This window comes from Neisseria macacae ATCC 33926 (genome assembly GCF_022749495.1).
In the GTDB taxonomy this organism is placed as follows: domain Bacteria; phylum Pseudomonadota; class Gammaproteobacteria; order Burkholderiales; family Neisseriaceae; genus Neisseria; species Neisseria macacae.
Window position 1 is genome coordinate 1,637,336 of sequence record NZ_CP094241.1, and the last position, 17,940, is coordinate 1,655,275.

Annotated in this window: 15 protein-coding genes; 6 read left to right on the forward strand and 9 right to left on the reverse strand. The window is 46.0% G+C overall.

What is annotated here, in order from left to right:
- Positions 1 to 214: 214 nt before the first annotated feature.
- From MON40_RS07920 to MON40_RS07965, 9 genes are all read right to left on the reverse strand, one after another.
- The gene (locus MON40_RS07920; protein WP_242925852.1) at positions 215 to 583 is read right to left on the reverse strand and encodes a hypothetical protein; all 369 of its coding nucleotides are present in this window, start codon (positions 581 to 583) and stop codon (positions 215 to 217) included.
- On the reverse strand, positions 580 to 2,571 hold the full coding sequence (locus tag MON40_RS07925; protein ID WP_479724787.1) for an RHS repeat-associated core domain-containing protein: 1,992 nt from the start codon (positions 2,569 to 2,571) through the stop codon (positions 580 to 582). The genes MON40_RS07920 and MON40_RS07925 overlap by 4 nt, the downstream gene beginning before the upstream one ends.
- Before the next feature lie 656 nt (positions 2,572 to 3,227).
- Positions 3,228 to 3,773, reverse strand: coding sequence for a cation:proton antiporter (locus MON40_RS07935; RefSeq protein ID WP_242925853.1), 546 nt, complete (start codon positions 3,771 to 3,773; stop codon positions 3,228 to 3,230).
- Positions 3,774 to 3,787: 14 nt separating this feature from the next.
- Entirely contained in the window at positions 3,788 to 3,913 is a 126-nt protein-coding gene (locus MON40_RS13570; RefSeq protein WP_423227271.1) for a hypothetical protein, read from the reverse strand.
- A gap of 379 nt (positions 3,914 to 4,292) precedes the next feature.
- The gene (locus tag MON40_RS07940) at positions 4,293 to 4,625 is read right to left on the reverse strand and encodes a DNA polymerase III (protein ID WP_242925854.1); all 333 of its coding nucleotides are present in this window, start codon (positions 4,623 to 4,625) and stop codon (positions 4,293 to 4,295) included.
- Positions 4,626 to 4,636: 11 nt separating this feature from the next.
- Entirely contained in the window at positions 4,637 to 6,508 is a 1,872-nt protein-coding gene (locus tag MON40_RS07945; RefSeq protein WP_479724788.1) for an RHS repeat-associated core domain-containing protein, read from the reverse strand.
- Between the two features lie 146 nt (positions 6,509 to 6,654).
- A complete protein-coding gene (locus MON40_RS07955; RefSeq protein WP_003780373.1) occupies positions 6,655 to 7,221 on the reverse strand; it encodes a hypothetical protein in 567 nt (188 codons plus the stop codon).
- A gap of 275 nt (positions 7,222 to 7,496) precedes the next feature.
- The gene (locus tag MON40_RS07960; protein WP_003780371.1) at positions 7,497 to 7,820 is read right to left on the reverse strand and encodes a hypothetical protein; all 324 of its coding nucleotides are present in this window, start codon (positions 7,818 to 7,820) and stop codon (positions 7,497 to 7,499) included.
- Between the two features lie 9 nt (positions 7,821 to 7,829).
- Complete coding sequence (locus tag MON40_RS07965; RefSeq protein WP_242925856.1) at positions 7,830 to 12,080, reverse strand: DUF6531 domain-containing protein; 4,251 nt, start codon at positions 12,078 to 12,080, stop codon at positions 7,830 to 7,832.
- Positions 12,081 to 12,623: 543 nt separating this feature from the next.
- Here MON40_RS07965 and tagF point away from each other — a divergent pair.
- The 6 genes from tagF to MON40_RS07995 all read left to right on the forward strand — a co-directional run bounded on the left by tagF (position 12,624) and on the right by MON40_RS07995 (position 17,913).
- Positions 12,624 to 13,175, forward strand: a complete 552-nt coding sequence (tagF, locus tag MON40_RS07970; protein WP_003780318.1) for a type VI secretion system-associated protein TagF — start codon at positions 12,624 to 12,626, stop codon at positions 13,173 to 13,175.
- Between the two features lie 4 nt (positions 13,176 to 13,179).
- Positions 13,180 to 14,247 (forward strand): type VI secretion system protein TssA, encoded by a 1,068-nt coding sequence (gene tssA, locus MON40_RS07975; RefSeq protein ID WP_003780319.1) that lies wholly within the window; start codon positions 13,180 to 13,182, stop codon positions 14,245 to 14,247.
- Positions 14,248 to 14,315: 68 nt separating this feature from the next.
- Positions 14,316 to 14,834 carry a type VI secretion system contractile sheath small subunit gene (gene tssB / locus MON40_RS07980; RefSeq protein ID WP_003761725.1) on the forward strand — a complete coding sequence of 173 codons (519 nt, stop codon included), beginning with the start codon at positions 14,316 to 14,318 and terminating at the stop codon, positions 14,832 to 14,834.
- Between the two features lie 33 nt (positions 14,835 to 14,867).
- Positions 14,868 to 16,367 (forward strand): type VI secretion system contractile sheath large subunit, encoded by a 1,500-nt coding sequence (tssC, locus tag MON40_RS07985; protein WP_003761727.1) that lies wholly within the window; start codon positions 14,868 to 14,870, stop codon positions 16,365 to 16,367.
- Between the two features lie 88 nt (positions 16,368 to 16,455).
- Complete coding sequence (locus MON40_RS07990) at positions 16,456 to 16,938, forward strand: Hcp family type VI secretion system effector (protein WP_003761730.1); 483 nt, start codon at positions 16,456 to 16,458, stop codon at positions 16,936 to 16,938.
- 159 nt (positions 16,939 to 17,097) lie between these two features.
- On the forward strand, positions 17,098 to 17,913 hold the full coding sequence (locus tag MON40_RS07995) for a type VI secretion system accessory protein TagJ (RefSeq protein WP_003780320.1): 816 nt from the start codon (positions 17,098 to 17,100) through the stop codon (positions 17,911 to 17,913).
- The last annotated feature ends 27 nt before the right edge of the window (positions 17,914 to 17,940 follow it).

Here is a 17,940-nt window from a genome sequence, read left to right on the forward strand (position 1 = left end):
TCGGTGTAACCGAAACGGGTGGTTTCGCCGGTACAGGGGGAAGCGATTTAATAAAGGTCGTCTGAAAGTTATTTTTCAGACGACCTTTATGTTAATTGCTAATGAGATTGTCAAAGAACAAATCTTTCAAACGATCTTGATGAAGGTTTAAAGTCGTCTGAAAAATGTGTGTACTGCGCACGCCCTTAAGTCGGGATTGGAAATTTAATGTAGGCTACGGCTTTCTTACCTCAATATTATTTTTATAAATTTTTATTAGATTTCCCCTCTCATCATATTCATAAGCAAAATCCATTACTTTATTAGCATTAATATATTTCTCAAATTTAATTAATTTTCCATCTTTATAAAACCCAATATAATAAGATATAGTCTCTTTGCTTTTTCTGATATTGTCTACCTTATCTAAATTGATTTCATCATACAATTTTGCAGGATGGTTATACTTAGGAAAAGTCATTCCTAAATAGTATCTAACGGTCAAATCATTATATTGAGTATTTTTTTTAAGTGGTTGTGACATTTTTAAAGCTCCTGTCAAAAGCAAAATAGTTCCAATCATTCCAATCAGTAACTTTTTCATTTTACTTTCTCCAATTTTAAACCTAATTTTTTTATAAAGCCCTCTTGGAAGGAGTGACAATTTTGACCTGTTGGCCAACTCCAGTTTCCCGAATAATTTTTGGCATAATCTCTGATGGCTTGTTTAATTTCTTCCTCTGTCTTGCCTTTAGGGAGAATTACTTTGAAGACATTCACCCCTTTGCTCCTATCACCATGGTGCGGATCCATTGTTGAAGTTCCACCAAAAGTTGACTGTCCATTCAAATCACCAGGTACACCAAAGATTGTCTCAGACAATCCTACTCCCTTACTAGGCCACCAGCCATAACTTTCATTTGGACCTAACTCAACCCACCAATGCCCATACTTATCATCACCAGTTAACGAAATATCTTTTCTATAAACCCTAATACTTGTTTCAGTAGCAGCTGAATTACAAGAGCTACATTTTTGTTTCAATCCCAAAGTATCTGTCCATGTGGCTACATTAGGTGCAAACGAATAAAGATTCTCCCCACCCCACAACCCAATCGGGTCCTGATTCACAAACCGCCCCGCCTCTGGCTCATAATAGCGCATCAGGTTGTAATGCAGCCCGGTCTCTTCATCGAAGTATTGGTTCTGCAATCTGAACGGCTGATGCGCGTTCTTGTAAACCCGCTCATCCTTTTTCAGACGACCCCAAGCAGTGTATTCGCCGTACCACAACAGATTGCCGTGGATATCGGTCATCTCGCGCGGTATGCCGATTTGGTCGGTATGGAAATAGCTGAGGTATTGTTTGCCGTCTTTGGCGTTGTCAAAGATTTGCGCCAGCAGTTCGTAGCTGTCTTGGTCGGTGTAGATATAGGTGTAGCAGCCTTTGTAGGTGTACTCCTGCAACAGGCGGCTGCCGTCCCAGACGAAATGGGTCCGCTTCGGTTCGGTGCTGGTCCAGGCCAGTTTGTCTTGGCGTTCTTTGGAAAGGCGTCTGCCGAACGGGTCGTAGGCGTATTCCCAGATTTCGGTGTTGCCGGCTTTCTTTTTAATCTCGGCGCGGACCAGTTGGTTTTCGGTGTCGTATTGGAAGTATTGGTTTTCGCCGTCGGGCAGCTGGCGGTAGATCAGGTTGCCCAAGGCGTCGTAGGTGTATTCGATGCCGTTGTATTCTTTGAGGCGGTTGCCGCTGACAGGGTTAGGGTGGGCAGGTGATTTCAGACGACCTTGAGTTTTGGGGTCGTCTGAAATCGGAGCGGTCGTTTTGCCCTCTCCCACGGGAGAGGGGGTAGATGTTGGGATGTCGAGGATGTTGTGGGCGGGGTCGAAGGCGAAGGTTTCGCTGCGGCCGGTTTGGCTGTTGCTGGCTTCTTGAATCCGTCCGATTTTGTCGTAAACGTAATTAAGGACGCCGCTTCTTTGGTCGGCGCTTTGAATCAGGTTGCCGGCTTTGTCGTAGGCGTAGCGGCGGTTGACGGCGCCGCCGGCCAGCGGGTTTTGTTTGCCGCGGGAGGTTTGTGTGCCGCTCCAAACGGTACGCTGGCTTTTCAGACGACCCATGGGGTCGTAGTCGTACAGGCTGCTGATGCTGCCCTGCGTCCTTTGGATTTCGCGGTGCAGTTTGTCGCGTTCGATGTCGGTGATGACTTCGCCGTCGAGGCTGATTTGGTGCAGGTGTCCGCTGCCGTAGTACAGGTAATCGATCTGGCGGCCGTCGGGCAGGATGGTGCGGATGCGGTTGCCCAGCGGGTCGTACTGATAGCCTACGGTGGCGCTTTGGCCGTTGTGGACGGTGGTTTCGCCGATGAGGCGGTCGAGTTCGTCGTAGGCGAGTTCTACGCTGCTGTGTTGGTTGCGGGCTTTGGTCAGGTTGCCGGTAATCGGGTCGTAGTCGAAACGGGTGCGGCTGATGCCTTCGTCTTTGCTTTGTCCGTTTCGGCCGGAGACTTTGCGGCTTTGTTTTTCGATCAGTTGGCCGAGGATGTTGCGTTTGAACCGGTGGATGTGCCACGTCTCGGGACGCTCTTTCAGACGACCTTCATGATTGCTTTGGCCGTATTCGGTCTGTTGGACCAGTTGTCCGGCGGCATCGTAGCCGTAGGCGGTGATTTTGCCGTCCCAGCCGGTTTCTTGGATTAGGTTGTCGGTCGGGTCGTAATCGAGACGGTAGGTTTCGCCGTTTTCGTTGGTGAGGACGGTCAGACGGCGGGCTTTGTCGTAGGCGTAGGCGAAGGTATGGCCCAGCGCATCGGTAACGGTTTCGAGATCGCCGTATTCGGTGTAACCGAAACGGGTGGTTTCGCCGGTACAGTCGGTAAAGCAGACGAGTTGGTCGAGGGTGTCGTAGTGTAGGCGTCGGGTTTTGCCTAAGGCGTCGGTAATGGTTTCGGGCAGCCATTGGGCGTTGTAGCCGTAGCGTGTGGTGTAACCGGCGGGGTCGGTGATGCTGATGGCAATTTGGTAGGGGTCATCTGAAAGTCGGTTTTCAGACGACCTCTACTCTATGTTAACCGCTAATGAGATTGTTAAAGAACAAATATTTCAGACGACCTCAAAGAAGGTATTGAGGTCGTCTGAAAAACAGAAACCGCGTGAGTGTGTACTGCACATACCCTATGTCAGAACTGAAAGTTTTGTCTGGGCTACGACTTACTAAACGGTTTTAGGCTATTTAAGCTTGCATCTATTTATCTATATTTCTTAATATCCTGTAAGGTAATTATATTATTTCTTAAATCATCTAAAAATAACAATTGAATTTCATATTCACGTTTTAAATTTTCCTCCTCTATTTTGCCATCTTCAGAGTATGGGAAATTCGCTAAAGCATCTTTCCAGTTAATTACGTTTTCAGCACATGCAGCAAAGTAATAACTATCAGATGATTTTTGTTGTATACCTAGTAACATATTTCGAATCGAAGCTAATAATTCTATAGTTCCTTGTGTTTCTACCATATCATTTAATGGATCATCATCATCCCAATTTATATCTTCTATAGCTCTTTGAGAGATTCCAATATTTATTTGGGAGAAATCATACCAACCAGCTTTAATGATAGCATCACAGAGTTGGTAGTTCACATTTGAATTAGTTATTTTAGTCATATTTTCTTTTATTTTTTTCTCAATGATTAGTGCATTACAGCACCAAGCTGCAAATTTACATTTCTTTTGTAGATCCATTTGATCTAAAAGAGATTGTACTTTTTCAATATGTAATTCTATATTCATAATTCATCCTTTCATTAATCATATACACCACCAGCACCGTCAACACTTGGTTTACATCTTGAACAAGGTGCATTTCTTTGTTTACTGCCCCAAGAAATTCCTTTTCGAGTAACTTTTGTGTCATCTGGTATATTTCGCATGATTGATATTTTTTACAACATATTTTGATAAGGCGAATGTTCCGCTGTGGTCTTCTTTACTTTGGGCTTCCTGAACGCATCCAATTTTATTGTAGACGTAATGGAGCGTGCCACTTCTTTTGTCAGTATTTTGAATCAGGTTACCTGCTTTGTCGTAAGCGTAGCAGCGGTTAATTACGGCACAACAAAGGTCGTCTGAAATTTGTTTTTCAGACGACCTCTATGTTAACCGTCAATAAGATTGTTAAAGAACAAATGGTTCAGACGACCTAAAAGAAGATTGTGAGGTCGTCTGAAAAACAGAAACCGCGTGCGTGTGTACCGCACACACCCTACGTCAGGACTGAAGGTTTTGTGCGGGCTACGGCTTGCTAGAAAATTACTTTTTCACAGCACGAATTTTTTTCAACCCATTCTCCAAAATAGTAACTTTCTCGGGAGGAGTTCCCCTATCCAAAGCATTCCACCAGTTATTTACTGGTTTAACGAATAATTGAAAACCTTCATCCGTTAAATTTGATTTCTTAATAATTAAATCATTTTTTACTGATCCATCTTGATTAAAAGGATTTATATTTACCAACAAATCATTTTCTATTAAAAATTTCATCAAAGACAAAGACATTTTTTTTATTGCTTCTTGGTAATCAACATCTTTACTTCCTGAAATAAATGCATCAAAATCAAATAAAACTATATCATTTGCTTCCATAAGTTTCCTTTCTATTTCAATCGGATAATTTCAGATAATTCATCTACTTTAATTAGGGATGTCCCATCTCTAACATAAACACCCCCAGAATTTCTAATCCTTAATTCTTTAGCACGTTGTGCCGTCTTAGACGCAGTCAAACTAGTTACTTCCTGAGCATGCCCACCACCATTTTTACCAGCTCCTTTTATAACAAAATCAAGCTTACGAGACTCACCTGTTACGGGATCTCTAACAATTTCGCCCTTTTTATTTCTCAAGTGTTTCTGACTCAATATACGGTCAGCTCCATATTGGGCATCTAAGTCTTTTTTATGTAAGGCTTCGCGAGCATCACCATCTTTTTTATTTTGGATACACTCCCCTTTACCCGCGCTTTTCTTCTTGGATTTCGGTCCAGGTTTTTTCCTAAATGTTCCGTTTTTTCTATGGCCATAAATTTTTAAACCAAGTGGATCGATAAAATCCAATACTTGATTACCAAATGAATATAAATTATCTCCACCAAACAACCCAATTGGATCTTGATTGATGAAACGTCCCGTATCAGGTTCATAGTAACGGAAAAAATTATAGTGTAGCCCCGTCTCTTCATCGAAGTATTGGTTCTGCAATCTAAACGGCTGATGCGCGTTCCGATAGACGCGTTCATCCTTTTTCAGACGACCCCATGCGGTGTATTCGCCGTACCATAAGAGATTGCCATGGATGTCGGTCATCTCGCACGGGATGCCGACTTGGTCGGTATGGAAATAGGCAAGGTATTGTTTGCCGTCTTTGGCGTTGTCAAAGATTTGCGCCAGCGGTTCGTAGCTATCTTGGTCGGTGTAGATATAGGTGTAGCAGCCTTTGTAGGTGTACTCCTGCAACAGGCGGCTGCCGTCCCAGACGAAGTGGGTGCGTTTCGGGTCGGTGCTCGTCCAGGCGAGTTTGTCTTGGCGTTCTTTGGAGAGGCGTCGTCCGAACGGGTCGTAGGCGTATGTCCAAATCTCGGTATTGCCGGCGGGCTTTTTGATTTCGGCGCGGACGAGCTGGTTTTCTAAATCGTATTGGTAATATTGGTTTTCACCATTGGGCAGCTGGCGGTAGATCAGGTTGCCCAAGGCGTCGTAGGTGTATTCGATGCCGTTGTATGATTCGAGGCGGTTGCCGCTGACAGGGTTAGGGTTGGCAGGTGATTTCAGACGACCTTGAGTTTTGGGGTCGTCTGAAATCGGAGCGGTCGTTTTGCCCTCTCCCCAGCCCTCTCCCACGGGAGAGGGAGTGGATGTTGGGATGTCGAGGATGTTGTGGGCGGGGTCGAAGGCGAAGGTTTCGCTGCGGCCGGTTTGGCTGTTGCGGGCTTCTTGAATGCGTCCGATTTTGTCGTAAACGTAATGGAGGACGCCGCTTCTTTGGTCGGCGCTTTGGATCAGGTTGCCTGCTTTGTCGTAGGCGTAGCGGCGGTTGACGGCGCCGCCGGCCAGCGGGTTTTGTTTGCCGCGGGGTGTTGGTGTGCCACTCCAGACGGTACGCTGGCTTTTCAGACGACCCATGGGGTCGTAGTCGTACAGGCTGCTGATGCTGCCCTGCGTCCTTTGGATTTCACGGTGCAGTTTGTCGCGTTCGATATCGGTAATGACTTCGCCGTCCAGGCTGATTTGGTGCAGGTGTCCGCTGCCGTAGTACAGGTAATCGATATGGCGGCCGTCGGGCAGGATGGTGCGGATGCGGTTGCCCAGCGGGTCGTATCGGTAGCCTACGGTGGCACTTTGGCCGTTGTGGACGGTGGTTTCGCCGATGAGGCGGTCGAGTTCGTGGCGAAGGTATGGGCCAACGCGTTGGTACGTTTGAAGGTAATGGGGATAAGGTGGCTGACGTAGAAGAGGTCGTCTGAAAAACAGAAACCGCGTGCGTACGTACTACCGCACGTACCCTACGTCAAGACTGAAGGTTTTGTGCAGGCTATGGCTTGCTGCATCAAAATAGAAATTTCATACAAACTACAGCTTGTTTAAGAAGTTCGGAGTTAAATTATTATGGGAAATACTCAATAGATGTATAAATATCCTGCTGAATAATCAAAAGGCCTCTCACTGAAATCGATTATGTCTTCAGATTTAAAACTCCAACCACAAGGCATATATCCATCATTAATGATTTTAAGAAGATTCAAATTTAAGTCAACTTTTATATTTTCATCCACCTTATTAATTGAATATTCTAAAAAAGCTCCCAACACAATACTATATAATGCAATATATGTATCATCTGTTTTTAATTTACTTTCTTTTATTTTTTCTTTTAGAATAGATTCATGTGAATGAAAAAATTTTGCGATATATTGTCCAAATTCATTTACCATAGCCCCTTTACCAGTTGCATTTTGAAATAAGTTGAATAAATAGTTATTAGAAGCCCTTTGTACTCCTTCCCATAACTCATCATTAGCAATCCATTTTTTTGCATCTTTTAAGGTTACTATTTTTTTACAAGAAAATGGATAAGGTTGTTTTCTTTGCTTTTCTGGAAAATCTCCTACTTTCCTTAGCCAATTATCAAAATAAAGGTTACCTTGAAATTCGTTAAGAATAGAAGTTATTGTTTCTTTATTCATCTTTTTTGACCTAATGTACGAGAAATATTGGGAACTAAATCATCTTCTTTTATACCATGTTTAGCTTGGCTTCGCTTAGCAGAAGACAATGCTTTGCATTTCTAGTATCTCTTTATGAAATTATAGAGGCCGTCTGAAAGACCAACTTTCAGACGGCCTCTGTGCCAAACTATAAACTAAAGAGTATCCGCCGGTATAACAGGGATTGGGTTGTTAAAGAACGGATGTTTCAGACGGCCTCAAGGAATATTGAGGCCGTCTGAAAATATAAAATCTCACTTTTTCGCAGCACGAATTTTTTTTAATCCATTCTCCAAAATAGTAATTTTTTCAGGAGGAGTTCCCCTATCCAAAGCATTCCACCAATTATTTACTGGTTTAACAAATAATTGGAATCCTTCATCGGTTACATTGGATTTTCGGATGATCAAATCTTCTTTGATAGAGCCATCCTCATTAAATGGGTCAATATCAACAAGTAAGTTATTGTTTTTGAGAAACGTCATAAGTGCAATAGACATTCTGATAGTATCTTCACGATAATCTTCATCAGCATTTGCTTCCCAAAATGTCCGAAAATTAAATAGTGTTATATCCATGATAATCTCCTAAGGTAATCGAATAATTTCGGATATTCCGTCAACATGAACTAAGCTTTTACCATCTCTGACATATACGCCACCTGCATCTCTAATCCTTTCTTCTTTTGCAAGTTGACTCCTTTTTGAAGCAGTCTTGCTAGTAATTTCTTGAGCAAGTCCACCACCTTTTTTACCAGCTCCTTTTATAACAAAATCAAGCTTACGAGACTCACCCGTTACGGGGTCGCTGACAATTTCGCCCTTTTTATTTCTCAAGTGTTTCTGACTCAATATACGGTCAGCTCCATATTGGGCATCTAAGTCTTTTTTATGTAAGGCTTCGCGAGCATCACCATCTTTTTTATTTTGGATACACTCCCCTTTACCCGCGCTTTTCTTCTTGGATTTCGGTCCAGGTTTTTTCCTAAATGTTCCGTTTTTTCTATGGCCATAAATTTTTAAACCAAGTGGATCGATAAAATCCAATACTTGATTACCAAATGAATATAAATTATCTCCACCAAACAACCCAATTGGATCTTGATTGATGAAACGTCCCGTATCAGGTTCATAGTAACGGAAAAAATTATAGTGTAGCCCCGTCTCCTCATCGAAGTATTGGTTTTGCAATCTGAACGGCTGGTGCGCGTTCTTGTAAATCCGCTCGTCCTTTTTCAGACGACCCCAAGCGGTGTATTCGCCGTACCATAACAGATTGCCGTGGATGTCGGTCATCTCTTTCGGGATGCCGATTTGGTCGTTGTGGAAATAGGCGAGGTATTGCGCTTCGTCTTGGTTGTTGTCAAAGACTTGCGCCAGCGGTTCGTAGCTGTCTTGGTCGGTGTAGATATAGGTGTAGCAGCCTTTGTAGGTATACTCCTGAAGTAATCGTGTTCCGTCCCAGACGAAGTGGGTGCGTTTCGGGTCGGTGCTCGTCCAGGCGAGTTTGTCTTGGCGTTCTTTGGAAAGGCGTCTTCCGAACGGGTCGTAGGCGTATGTCCAAATCTCGGTGTTGCCGGCGGGCTTTTTGATTTCGGCGCGGACGAGTTGGTTTTCTAAATCGTATTGGTAATATTGGTTTTCGCCGTCGGGCAACTGGCGGTAGATCAGGTTGCCCAATGCGTCGTAGGTGTATTCGATGCCGTTGTATTCTTTGAGGCGGTTGCCGGCGGTAAGGTTGGGGTTGGCGGGGGATTTCAGACGACCTTGAGTTTGGGGGTCGTCTGAAATCGGAGCGGTCGTTTTGCCCTCTCCCCAGCCCTCTCCCACGGGAGAGGGAGTAGATGTCGGGATGTCGAGGATGTTGTGGGCGGGGTCGAAGGCGAAGGTTTCGCTGCGGCCGGTTTGGCTGTTGCGGGCTTCCTGAATGCGTCCGATTTTGTCGTAAACGTAATGGAGGACGCCGCTTCTTTGGTCGGCGCTTTGGATTAGGTTGCCGGCTTTGTCGTAGGTATAGCGGCGGTTGACGGCGCCGCCGGCCAACGGGTTTTGTTTGCCGCGGGGTGTTTGTGTGCCGCTCCAGACGGTACGCTGGCTTTTCAGACGACCCATGGGGTCGTAGTCGTACAGGCTGCTGATGCTGCCCTGCGTCCTTTGGATTTCGCGGTGCAGTTTGTCGCGCTCGATGTCGGTTATGACTTCGCCGTCGAGGCTGATTTGGTGCAGGTGTCCGCTGCCGTAGTACAGGTAATCGATATGGCGGCCGTCGGGCAGGATGGTGCGGATGCGGTTGCCCAACGGGTCGTATTGGTAGCCTACGGTGGCACTTTGACCGTTGTGGACGGTGGTTTCGCCGATGAGGCGGTCAAGTTCGTCGTAGGCGAGTTCGACGCTGCTGTACTGGTTGCGGGCTTTGGTCAGGTTGCCGGTAATGGGGTCGTATTCGAAACGGGTGCGGCTGATGCCTTCGTCTTTGCTTTGTCCGTTGCGGCTGGAGACTTTGCGGCTTTGTTTTTCGATCAGTTGGCCGAGGATGTTGCGTTTGAACCGGTGGATGTGCCAAGTCTCGGGACGCTCTTTCAGACGACCTTCATTATTGCTTTGGCCGTATTCAGTCTGTTGAACCAGTTGTCCGGCGGCATCGTAGCCGTAGGCGGTGATTTTGCTGTCCCAGCTGGTTTCTTGGATCAGGTTGTCAGTTTGGTCGTAATTGAGACGGTAGGTTTCGCCGTTTTCGTTGGTGAGGACGGTCAGACGGCGGGCTTTGTCGTAGGCGTAGGCGAAGGTATGGCCCAGCGCGTTGGTGCGTTTGAGCGGCAGTCCGTCCACCGCGAGCTCGTAGGCGGTTTTGGCACCGAGTCCGTCGATGTGGGCGGTCAGACGGTTGAGGCGGTCGTATTCGAAGGTTTCGTGACTGCCGTCGGGATAGTCGGTACGGACGGGGTTGCCCGCTGCATCGTAGTGGTGGCGGGTGGTATGGCCCAGCGCATCGGTAACGGTTTCGAGATCGCCGTATTCGGTGTAACCGAAGCGGGTGGTTTCGCCGGTACAGTCGGTAAAGCAGACGAGTTGGTCGAGGGTGTCGTAGTGTAGGCGTCGGGTTTTGCCTAAGGCGTCGGTAACGGTTTCGGGCAGCCATCGGGCGTTGTAGCCGTAGCTGGTGGTGTAACCGGCGGGGTCGGTGATACTGATGAGGTTGCCGCGTCCGTCGTAATCGTAGGCGGTAATCCTGCCTGCGGGATCGTTGACGGCAACCGGCAGGTTGAGGGTTTCGTGGTAGTCGATTTGGGTGCTGCTGCCGTCCGGCGCGGTGATGGCGATGACGTTGCCTTCGGTATCGTAGAGATAGCGGGTTTCGCGTCCGAGGGGGTCGCGTTCTACGGTAATGCGGCCGTAGCTGTCACGTTCGCTGTCGCTGCGTTGTCCGTCGGCATCAATGCGGTAGACGAGTTCGCGGTTTTCGTCGAAACCGTACACTTCCGTCCGTCCCAATGCGTCGGTAACGACGGTATGGTCTTTGCGGTAGTCGAACGTCCATTCTTCGCCGAGGTTGTTGCTGCTTTTGAGCACTTTGCCGTCGGTGTCGTAACGGTCGTATTCGTAGCGGGATACCAGTCCGTCGGGCTGGTTGTGTTCGACCATGATGTGGTTGCGGTAGGCGAAACCGCGCAGTTTTTTGCCGTCGCGTCCGTAAACGGCGGTCAAATCGCCGTAGCCGTCGTAGTCGTAGCGCACCAGTTCCTTGCCGTTGAAGGTGACGGAGGTGAGGCGGTTGACGTAGAAACGCTCGTCTTCGGAAACGAAGACGTCCCGCTCCCCTGCCGGGTCGAAGTCGGGATCGTTGTCGTGCAGACGGATGGAGGAGAATACGGGTTGGAAGTGTCGGCCGCTGCCGTCGTAAATGCTGTGCGGCAGTCCGTTATCGTCGTAGCAGAGGCGGATATGGCGGCCGTTGCGGTCGAGCTGAGCGACCAGTTGGAAAATGCCGCAGCCGGAATCGACTTCGGCAAACAGCAGCCGTGCGCCGCCGTCAGGGGAGGCGATTTGGTAGAGGTCGTCTGAAATCTGTGAAAAGAAGATTTGTTCGTAAGGATCGAAATAGGCGTCATCCAGACCGTAGGGATCTTCTTCGGCGGAAGCAGGTCTTGGGGCAGCCTCTTCTTCATATAAATCGTCTTCATCTTCGTCGGCCGCGGAATAAGGCTTGTCCGCTTCGTCGCTGATATCCGGCAACGAAATTTCCCTGCCCTGCTCATCAATATAAAGGAAACCGTCGGCAGTCCGGACAAGACGCATGGAGAACGGCAGCGACCAACCTTGTCCCAGCCAGCCGTTGCCTATTTGGTCGGAATAGTAGCTGCGCTGCCAAACAAGGGGAAGTGGGGAATCGAAGGCAAAGTCGGTCTCGGTATCGTCAAATAGGACTTTGATACCGAGCACTGCGTTTACGGGGTTACCAACATTTGTGGCAGCAGCTACCTTACAAGGAATACAGTGCCCATGACCCGAGGTAACCACCCCGCCGTCAAAGCCCATGCCCATGCCGCCGCTAAAACCGCTAACCATTTTACGGGAAGGCGGTTTGGGACCCGGCTGACCGGGTATCATGGACGCAAGGGAAACCAGTTCGGATATGGCATCAACTGCATCGGCTGCAGCAGAATCAGGCGCAACTATGGAAAGGGCAGTGGAAGCAACATCGGCAACCATCTCTATCACATCCACTGGTCCGGCTGCATTGGTCAGCGGCTCAGGTGGATTGGCAGAGCCTTGAGACACCATGGCTGGTGCTTCAGGTTTGGGGATGAGAATACCGAAAGTATTACCGAAAGAGGCCATGGGTTTACTCCCTCCGTCGAGATTCTATTGATATTGAAATGGAAAACCTAAGTTGCTTACAGATTTACAAGTTTGGATCAAAATTGCTTTTGAATATATAGTGGATTAAATTTAAATCAGGACAAAGCGACGAAGCCGCAGACAGTACAGATAGTACGGAACCGATTCACTTGGTGCTTCAGCACCTTAGAGAATCGTTCTCTTTGAGCTAAGGCGAGGCAACGCCGTACTGGTTTAAAGTTAATCCACTATATTTTGAAAATAGCATGACACAACGCGAAGATTATAACAAACAACAAACTGCAAATAAATTGTAAAGTAAGACACCAAAATAATAAAAAATGTTCCACAAATACTTCTTTATCATACAAATATTACTTTAGTTATTCTTTTAATAAGGAAAAAAATATATTAATACATAAACCAAAATTATGGTAAAGTATATATACAGTAGCTATGGTGGACATAACTCATAGCCAAAGCATAATCGATACCTTAAGTAACTTTATCATTTGTTAATTTTACATTATGTGATTGTTATTTATGCAGCAAAGCGAAATCTACTTTTTCGGAAAACTAAATCAGTCTCGTGATTTTATTGTTTCTGAAAATCTCCAAACTAATGATAAAAACTTTTGGGACGGATGGTTTGATCGTTGCAACAACCAAGACAAACTCATTCCGTTTACCCGAAAGACGCTTTCTGTATCGCGGATTTGGCTGTTTTGCATTAAACTGTCTGATAGCATTACCTATATTGGGCTAACGGCACTCAGTTCAGACCAAACAGGTCGACAATATCCTTTTGTACTATTCCAAAAACCTTGCCCCCTTCTAGAACAGTTAAAATCTATTAATTTCTTCTCTCAAAACATAGATTTTTTTAACCAAACATTAATAAATGGTAAATGTATTATAACAAATTGTTTAGGTACACTTTATAAGTCTGACCATCCGTTACCCGAGCCTTTCCTTAATTTTTTATCTAAATCAGATAACATTGGCAGCTTTTGGCTGGACTGCGAAAGCGGTTACCATATAGAAAGAGACGGAGAGCCCACCTGCTCTCTGTTCAATAAAATATTTGGATTATAAATAGATGAATACATTTCCCTTATGGGCAGAACCTATTTCTGCTGACACCCCCGAAGGGGTAAATATTGAATACGACAGCCGCTTTTTAGAGCTTCAAAGCGCTGCCGAAGGGAAACCGGAAAGACAATATGGCGACACCATCATCCCTGCTGAAGAGCCTGATTGGGCAACAGTAGAGAAGCTGTGCAATCAATTGCTGGCTGAATCGAAAGACCTTCATGTTTTGTCCTATTACACACAGGCGCTCACTGCAAAACATGGCCTGGTTGGCTTTTGCGCCGGTTGTGAAGCCATCAAAACCAATGTGGATTTGTATTGGAAATCCCTATATCCCAAGCTCGAAGATGAAGACGGCGAACCCGACCCGTTTTATCGAATCAATGCACTAAGTGCATTCACTACGCATGACGGCATCGCTAAAGAAGTATTTTCAGCCAAATTATTAGTAAACGGGCTGACCCAACAGCCTATTACCGTTAAAGAAGCAGTTTCTGTCTTGCAAGGCAATGACCCGCAAAGCTATCCGGGCGGCAAAGAACGTTTGATGCTCGATATCAGGGTAAGTGCCGATACCGGCAAACCGGAATTGATTGCCTTAATCCAGGCATTAGACCATCTGAAAGATATTCAAAATACTTTCTCGACCCAGCTGCACGACGAACACTCACTCAATTTTGAAGTGATTCAAAAACCGCTTACCCTGATCCACAAAGCCATCAATTACAACGATGGAAGTACCCCGCAGCTGCAACAGGCTGAACAAACAGAACAACCCGCTGAAACACCCGTTTCGACTGTTGCTCAAGAGCAATCGACCCTTCAAGAAGCGGATGCATGGCGTCGTCTGAATATCAAAAATCGGGCTGATGTCGATTTGGCTTTGGAAAAAATCTGCATCTACTTTGAAACGCTTGAACCCAGCCACCCTGCCCCGTTATTTATCCGCAGGGTACAGCGGCAAATGAATATGAACTTCTACGACATCATGAAAGATATCAGTCCTGAAAGTATTGCCAATCTGGAAGTTTTGATCGGGAAGCAGGACGAAGAAACGGGAACTTCCAACGAATAAGCTAGTCTATCCGCAATATTTAAAGTTCGTTTAAATAAACAACTTTTATCATTTAAAGGTCATTGAATATGTCACGAAACAAATCATCCGGACAAAAATTTATTGCCCGCAACCGGGCGCCTCGCGTACAGATTGAGTACGATGTAGAACTTTACGGTTCTGAGAAAAAAATTGAGCTTCCATTCGTTATGGGGGTGATGGCAGATTTGGTCGGGAAACCCGTAGAGCCGCTACCTGAATTGGCCGAACGTAAATTTTTGGAAATTGACGTAGATAATTTCGATGAACGCATGAAAGCCCTCAAACCGCGTGTCGCATTTAATGTCAAAAACACGCTTACCGGGGAAGGCAACTTGAATGTAGAACTTGAATTGGAAAGCATGGATGATTTCTCTCCGGCAGCAATAGCAAAAAAAGTAGGTCCTTTAAACGAACTCCTACAAGCGCGTACAGAGCTTGCCAACCTGCTTTCATATATGGATGGTAAGAGCGGTGCTGAAGAATTAATCGGAAAAGTCTTGGGAGACAGTGAGCTGCTGAAAAGCCTTGCAGCCGCACCTAAAGCAACAACCAAAGACGAGCAGTAATTTCAGATGAAATCAATAAAGTGAGCGTGAATCATGACTGAAAAGCAATTAGACATCCAAGGGGACAGCGGCGCGAAAAGTGTGTTTGCCGCAAATGAATTTGAACAGCTGCTGCAAAAAGAATTCAAACCCAAAACTGAAGAAGCCAAAAGTGCTGTCAATAATGCCGTAGCGACACTGGCACAGCAAGCTTTGCAAAACGCCATTACTATTTCAGACGACACTTATCAAACCATCGAAGCGATTATTGCAGAGATCGACAGAAAACTTTCCGAACAGATCAATTTGATTCTGCATCATGAAGATTTCCAAAAGCTGGAAGGCGAATGGCGCGGCCTGCATCATTTGGTTACCAATACCGAAACCGATACTTTGTTGAAAATCAAAGTATTGCCCATCTCCAAAAAAGAAGTTGCCCGCAATTTAAAACGCTTCAAAGGCACCGCTTGGGACCAAAGCCCCCTATTCAAACGCATTTATGAAGAAGAATACGGCCAGTTTGGTGGCGAGCCTTTCGGCTGTTTGATTGGCGACTACTATTTTGATCACTCTGCACCCGATGTGGAAATGCTCAATAGTCTTGAAAAAATTGCCGCCGCCGCACACTGTCCGTTCATCGCCGGCGCATCCCCCAAACTGATGCAGATGGAATCTTGGCAAGAGTTGGCCAATCCTCGTGATTTGAGCAAAATTTTCCAAAATGCCGAATATGCCCCATGGCGCAGCCTGCGTGATTCCGAAGATTCGCGTTATATCGGTTTGGCCCTGCCACGTTTCTTATCCCGTCTGCCTTACGGTGCCACGACAAATCCTGTCGATGAGTTTGACTTCGAAGAAGAAACTGAAGGCGCGGATCACAACAAATACACATGGGCCAATGCGGCTTATGCAATGGCGGTAAATATTAACCGTTCATTCAAATATTATGGTTGGTGCACCTCAATCCGTGGCGTGGAATCCGGCGGTATCGTTGAAAACCTTCCCTGCCACACATTCCCGACGGATGACGGCGGTGTGGATATGAAATGTCCAACCGAAATCGCCATCAGTGACCGCCGCGAGGCCGAATTGGCAGCGCTGGGCTTCATGCCGTTGATTCACCGTAAAAATACCGACTTGGCCGCGTTTATTGGTGCTCAATCACTGCATAAACCGTCTGAATATTATGATCCGGATGCTACCGCCAACGCCCGCTTGTCTGCGCGTCTGCCTTACCTGTTTGCGTGCTGTCGTTTCGCGCACTATCTGAAATGTATCGTACGCGACAAAGTCGGTTCGTTCCGCGAGCGTGAAGACATGGAACGTTGGCTAAACGAATGGATTATGAATTATGTAGATGGAGACCCGATTAACTCCACTCAAGAAACAAAAGCCCGTAAACCGTTGGCCGCTGCTGAAGTGGTTGTGGAAGAAGTTGAAGACAATCCCGGATATTACACTTCCAAATTCTTCCTGCGCCCGCACTACCAACTCGAAGGCCTTACCGTTTCATTGCGCTTGGTTTCCAAACTGCCTTCGGCTAAACAGGAATAGTCGGGTTTGGTTTATTTAGGTGGGCATGCTCATGCCCTGTTGTTAAATCCCTTAATTTTTTTAACCTTTTAACAAGGAGAGTAAAAACATGGCTATTGATATGTTCATGAAAGTTGAAGGTGTTAACGGCGAATCAAAAGATTCCAACCACAAAGACTGGACCAACATCGAAAGTTTTGACTGGGGTGCCGAGCAACCCGGTTCGATGACCAGCGGTGGTGGCGGTGGTGCCGGTAAAGTCAATTTCAATGACTTGACCGTAGTTGCCGCTATTGATAAAGCCGCTCCGACCATTCTGAAAAACTGTGCTACCGGCCAACACTTGAGCAAAGTAGAAATTTCCGTATGCAAAGCCGGTGGCGAACAGATCGAATATTCGCGCACTACTTTGGAAGATGTCTTGGTAACCGGCGTGAAATTCATCGGTGTACAAGACAACGATGCGCTGAAAATGCGTTATTCATTCCAAGCTGCCAAAGTGAAAAACCAATATTGGGAACAAACCGATAAAGGTTCTAAAGGCGCTGAAGTTCAAATGGCCTTCAACATCAAAGAAAACAAATCCGCATAACCACTATGCGCATTTAACTGCAGAAGCCTGGCTTAAAAGGCGTTTTAAGTCAGGCTTTATTACAATAAATTTACTTTTCAGACGACCTCCGTCCTCCTGAAAAGTTAATCGGGTTTCAACTATTACACACTTTATACAAATAAATAAGGAGTTGCTGGGATGGATTTGAAGACTAAATTAACGGACATGATTGAGCTTGTACGTTCAAATCCTGACAATCAGGAACATCGTTTGGCATTGATTCAATACCTCTGTCTGAGTGCCAAATGGGAACAGGCTTTAAAGCAAATCGGGCAATACCAAAAACTGTTTCCCGATACTCAAAAGCCCCTGATGCTCTACCTTATTGAAAACATTTCTGCCGAAATGCGTCGTCAAGCAGTCTTGGAAACACAGCAAAAACCCAAAACTCTGGAACAGCACGCAAGCAAACTCGATATTCTTCAAAAACAACTCTCTTTAGTTGCTCATGTTGCAGAGAAAAAAAACTCTGCCCTCACTGCCGACTACGAAGCCTTATCCGACTGTATCGACGGTACACCAGCGCACATCACTTATCTTCTGGCAGATAAATCGGTTGCCGAAACCGACAACAACTGGATTATGGATGGCGACGTACGTACTGCTTTTGTTTATGAATTCTTCTATCAAGGCCACTACTATTGGCAAACTTGGGACTCTATTGAAAGTATAGCTTTCAAAGCACCCAGCTCATTGCTCGACATCATCTGGAGGTCGTCTGAAATCAAATTTACCGACGGCGAATGTATCCAATGTACCAGTCCTGCCCGCTATGCTGTTTTGCCGGATGCAGAAACCAAATGGTCGGATATGTTGATGAACTGCTCACAAACAGACTGGATAGAAGTAGCCGAACAGCTCTTTACAGGCATGGGTCAAAAAACCCTGTATACCGACAGCCATGATTTTGGTCTCTTGGATATTCGCAATATTAAATTCGGACAACAGCGTTAAACCTTATCCATCCTCCGACTATCGCAA

What these genes read in the sequence shown, in the direction of transcription:
- MON40_RS07935 (WP_242925853.1), bottom strand. Translation starts at nt 3,773, where the DNA reads ATGAATATAGAATTACATATTGAAAAAGTACAATCTCTTTTAGATCAA.
- tssA (WP_003780319.1), top strand. Translation starts at nt 13,180, where the DNA reads ATGAATACATTTCCCTTATGGGCAGAACCTATTTCTGCTGACACCCCC.
- tssB (WP_003761725.1), top strand. Translation starts at nt 14,316, where the DNA reads ATGTCACGAAACAAATCATCCGGACAAAAATTTATTGCCCGCAACCGG.
- tssC (WP_003761727.1), top strand. Translation starts at nt 14,868, where the DNA reads ATGACTGAAAAGCAATTAGACATCCAAGGGGACAGCGGCGCGAAAAGT.
- MON40_RS07995 (WP_003780320.1), top strand. Translation starts at nt 17,098, where the DNA reads ATGGATTTGAAGACTAAATTAACGGACATGATTGAGCTTGTACGTTCA.
- MON40_RS07920 (WP_242925852.1), bottom strand. Translation starts at nt 583, where the DNA reads ATGAAAAAGTTACTGATTGGAATGATTGGAACTATTTTGCTTTTGACA.
- MON40_RS07990 (WP_003761730.1), top strand. Translation starts at nt 16,456, where the DNA reads ATGGCTATTGATATGTTCATGAAAGTTGAAGGTGTTAACGGCGAATCA.
- MON40_RS07965 (WP_242925856.1), bottom strand. Translation starts at nt 12,080, where the DNA reads ATGGCCTCTTTCGGTAATACTTTCGGTATTCTCATCCCCAAACCTGAA.
- MON40_RS07960 (WP_003780371.1), bottom strand. Translation starts at nt 7,820, where the DNA reads ATGGATATAACACTATTTAATTTTCGGACATTTTGGGAAGCAAATGCT.
- MON40_RS13570 (WP_423227271.1), bottom strand. Translation starts at nt 3,913, where the DNA reads ATGCGAAATATACCAGATGACACAAAAGTTACTCGAAAAGGAATTTCT.
- MON40_RS07955 (WP_003780373.1), bottom strand. Translation starts at nt 7,221, where the DNA reads ATGAATAAAGAAACAATAACTTCTATTCTTAACGAATTTCAAGGTAAC.
- tagF (WP_003780318.1), top strand. Translation starts at nt 12,624, where the DNA reads ATGCAGCAAAGCGAAATCTACTTTTTCGGAAAACTAAATCAGTCTCGT.
- MON40_RS07940 (WP_242925854.1), bottom strand. Translation starts at nt 4,625, where the DNA reads ATGGAAGCAAATGATATAGTTTTATTTGATTTTGATGCATTTATTTCA.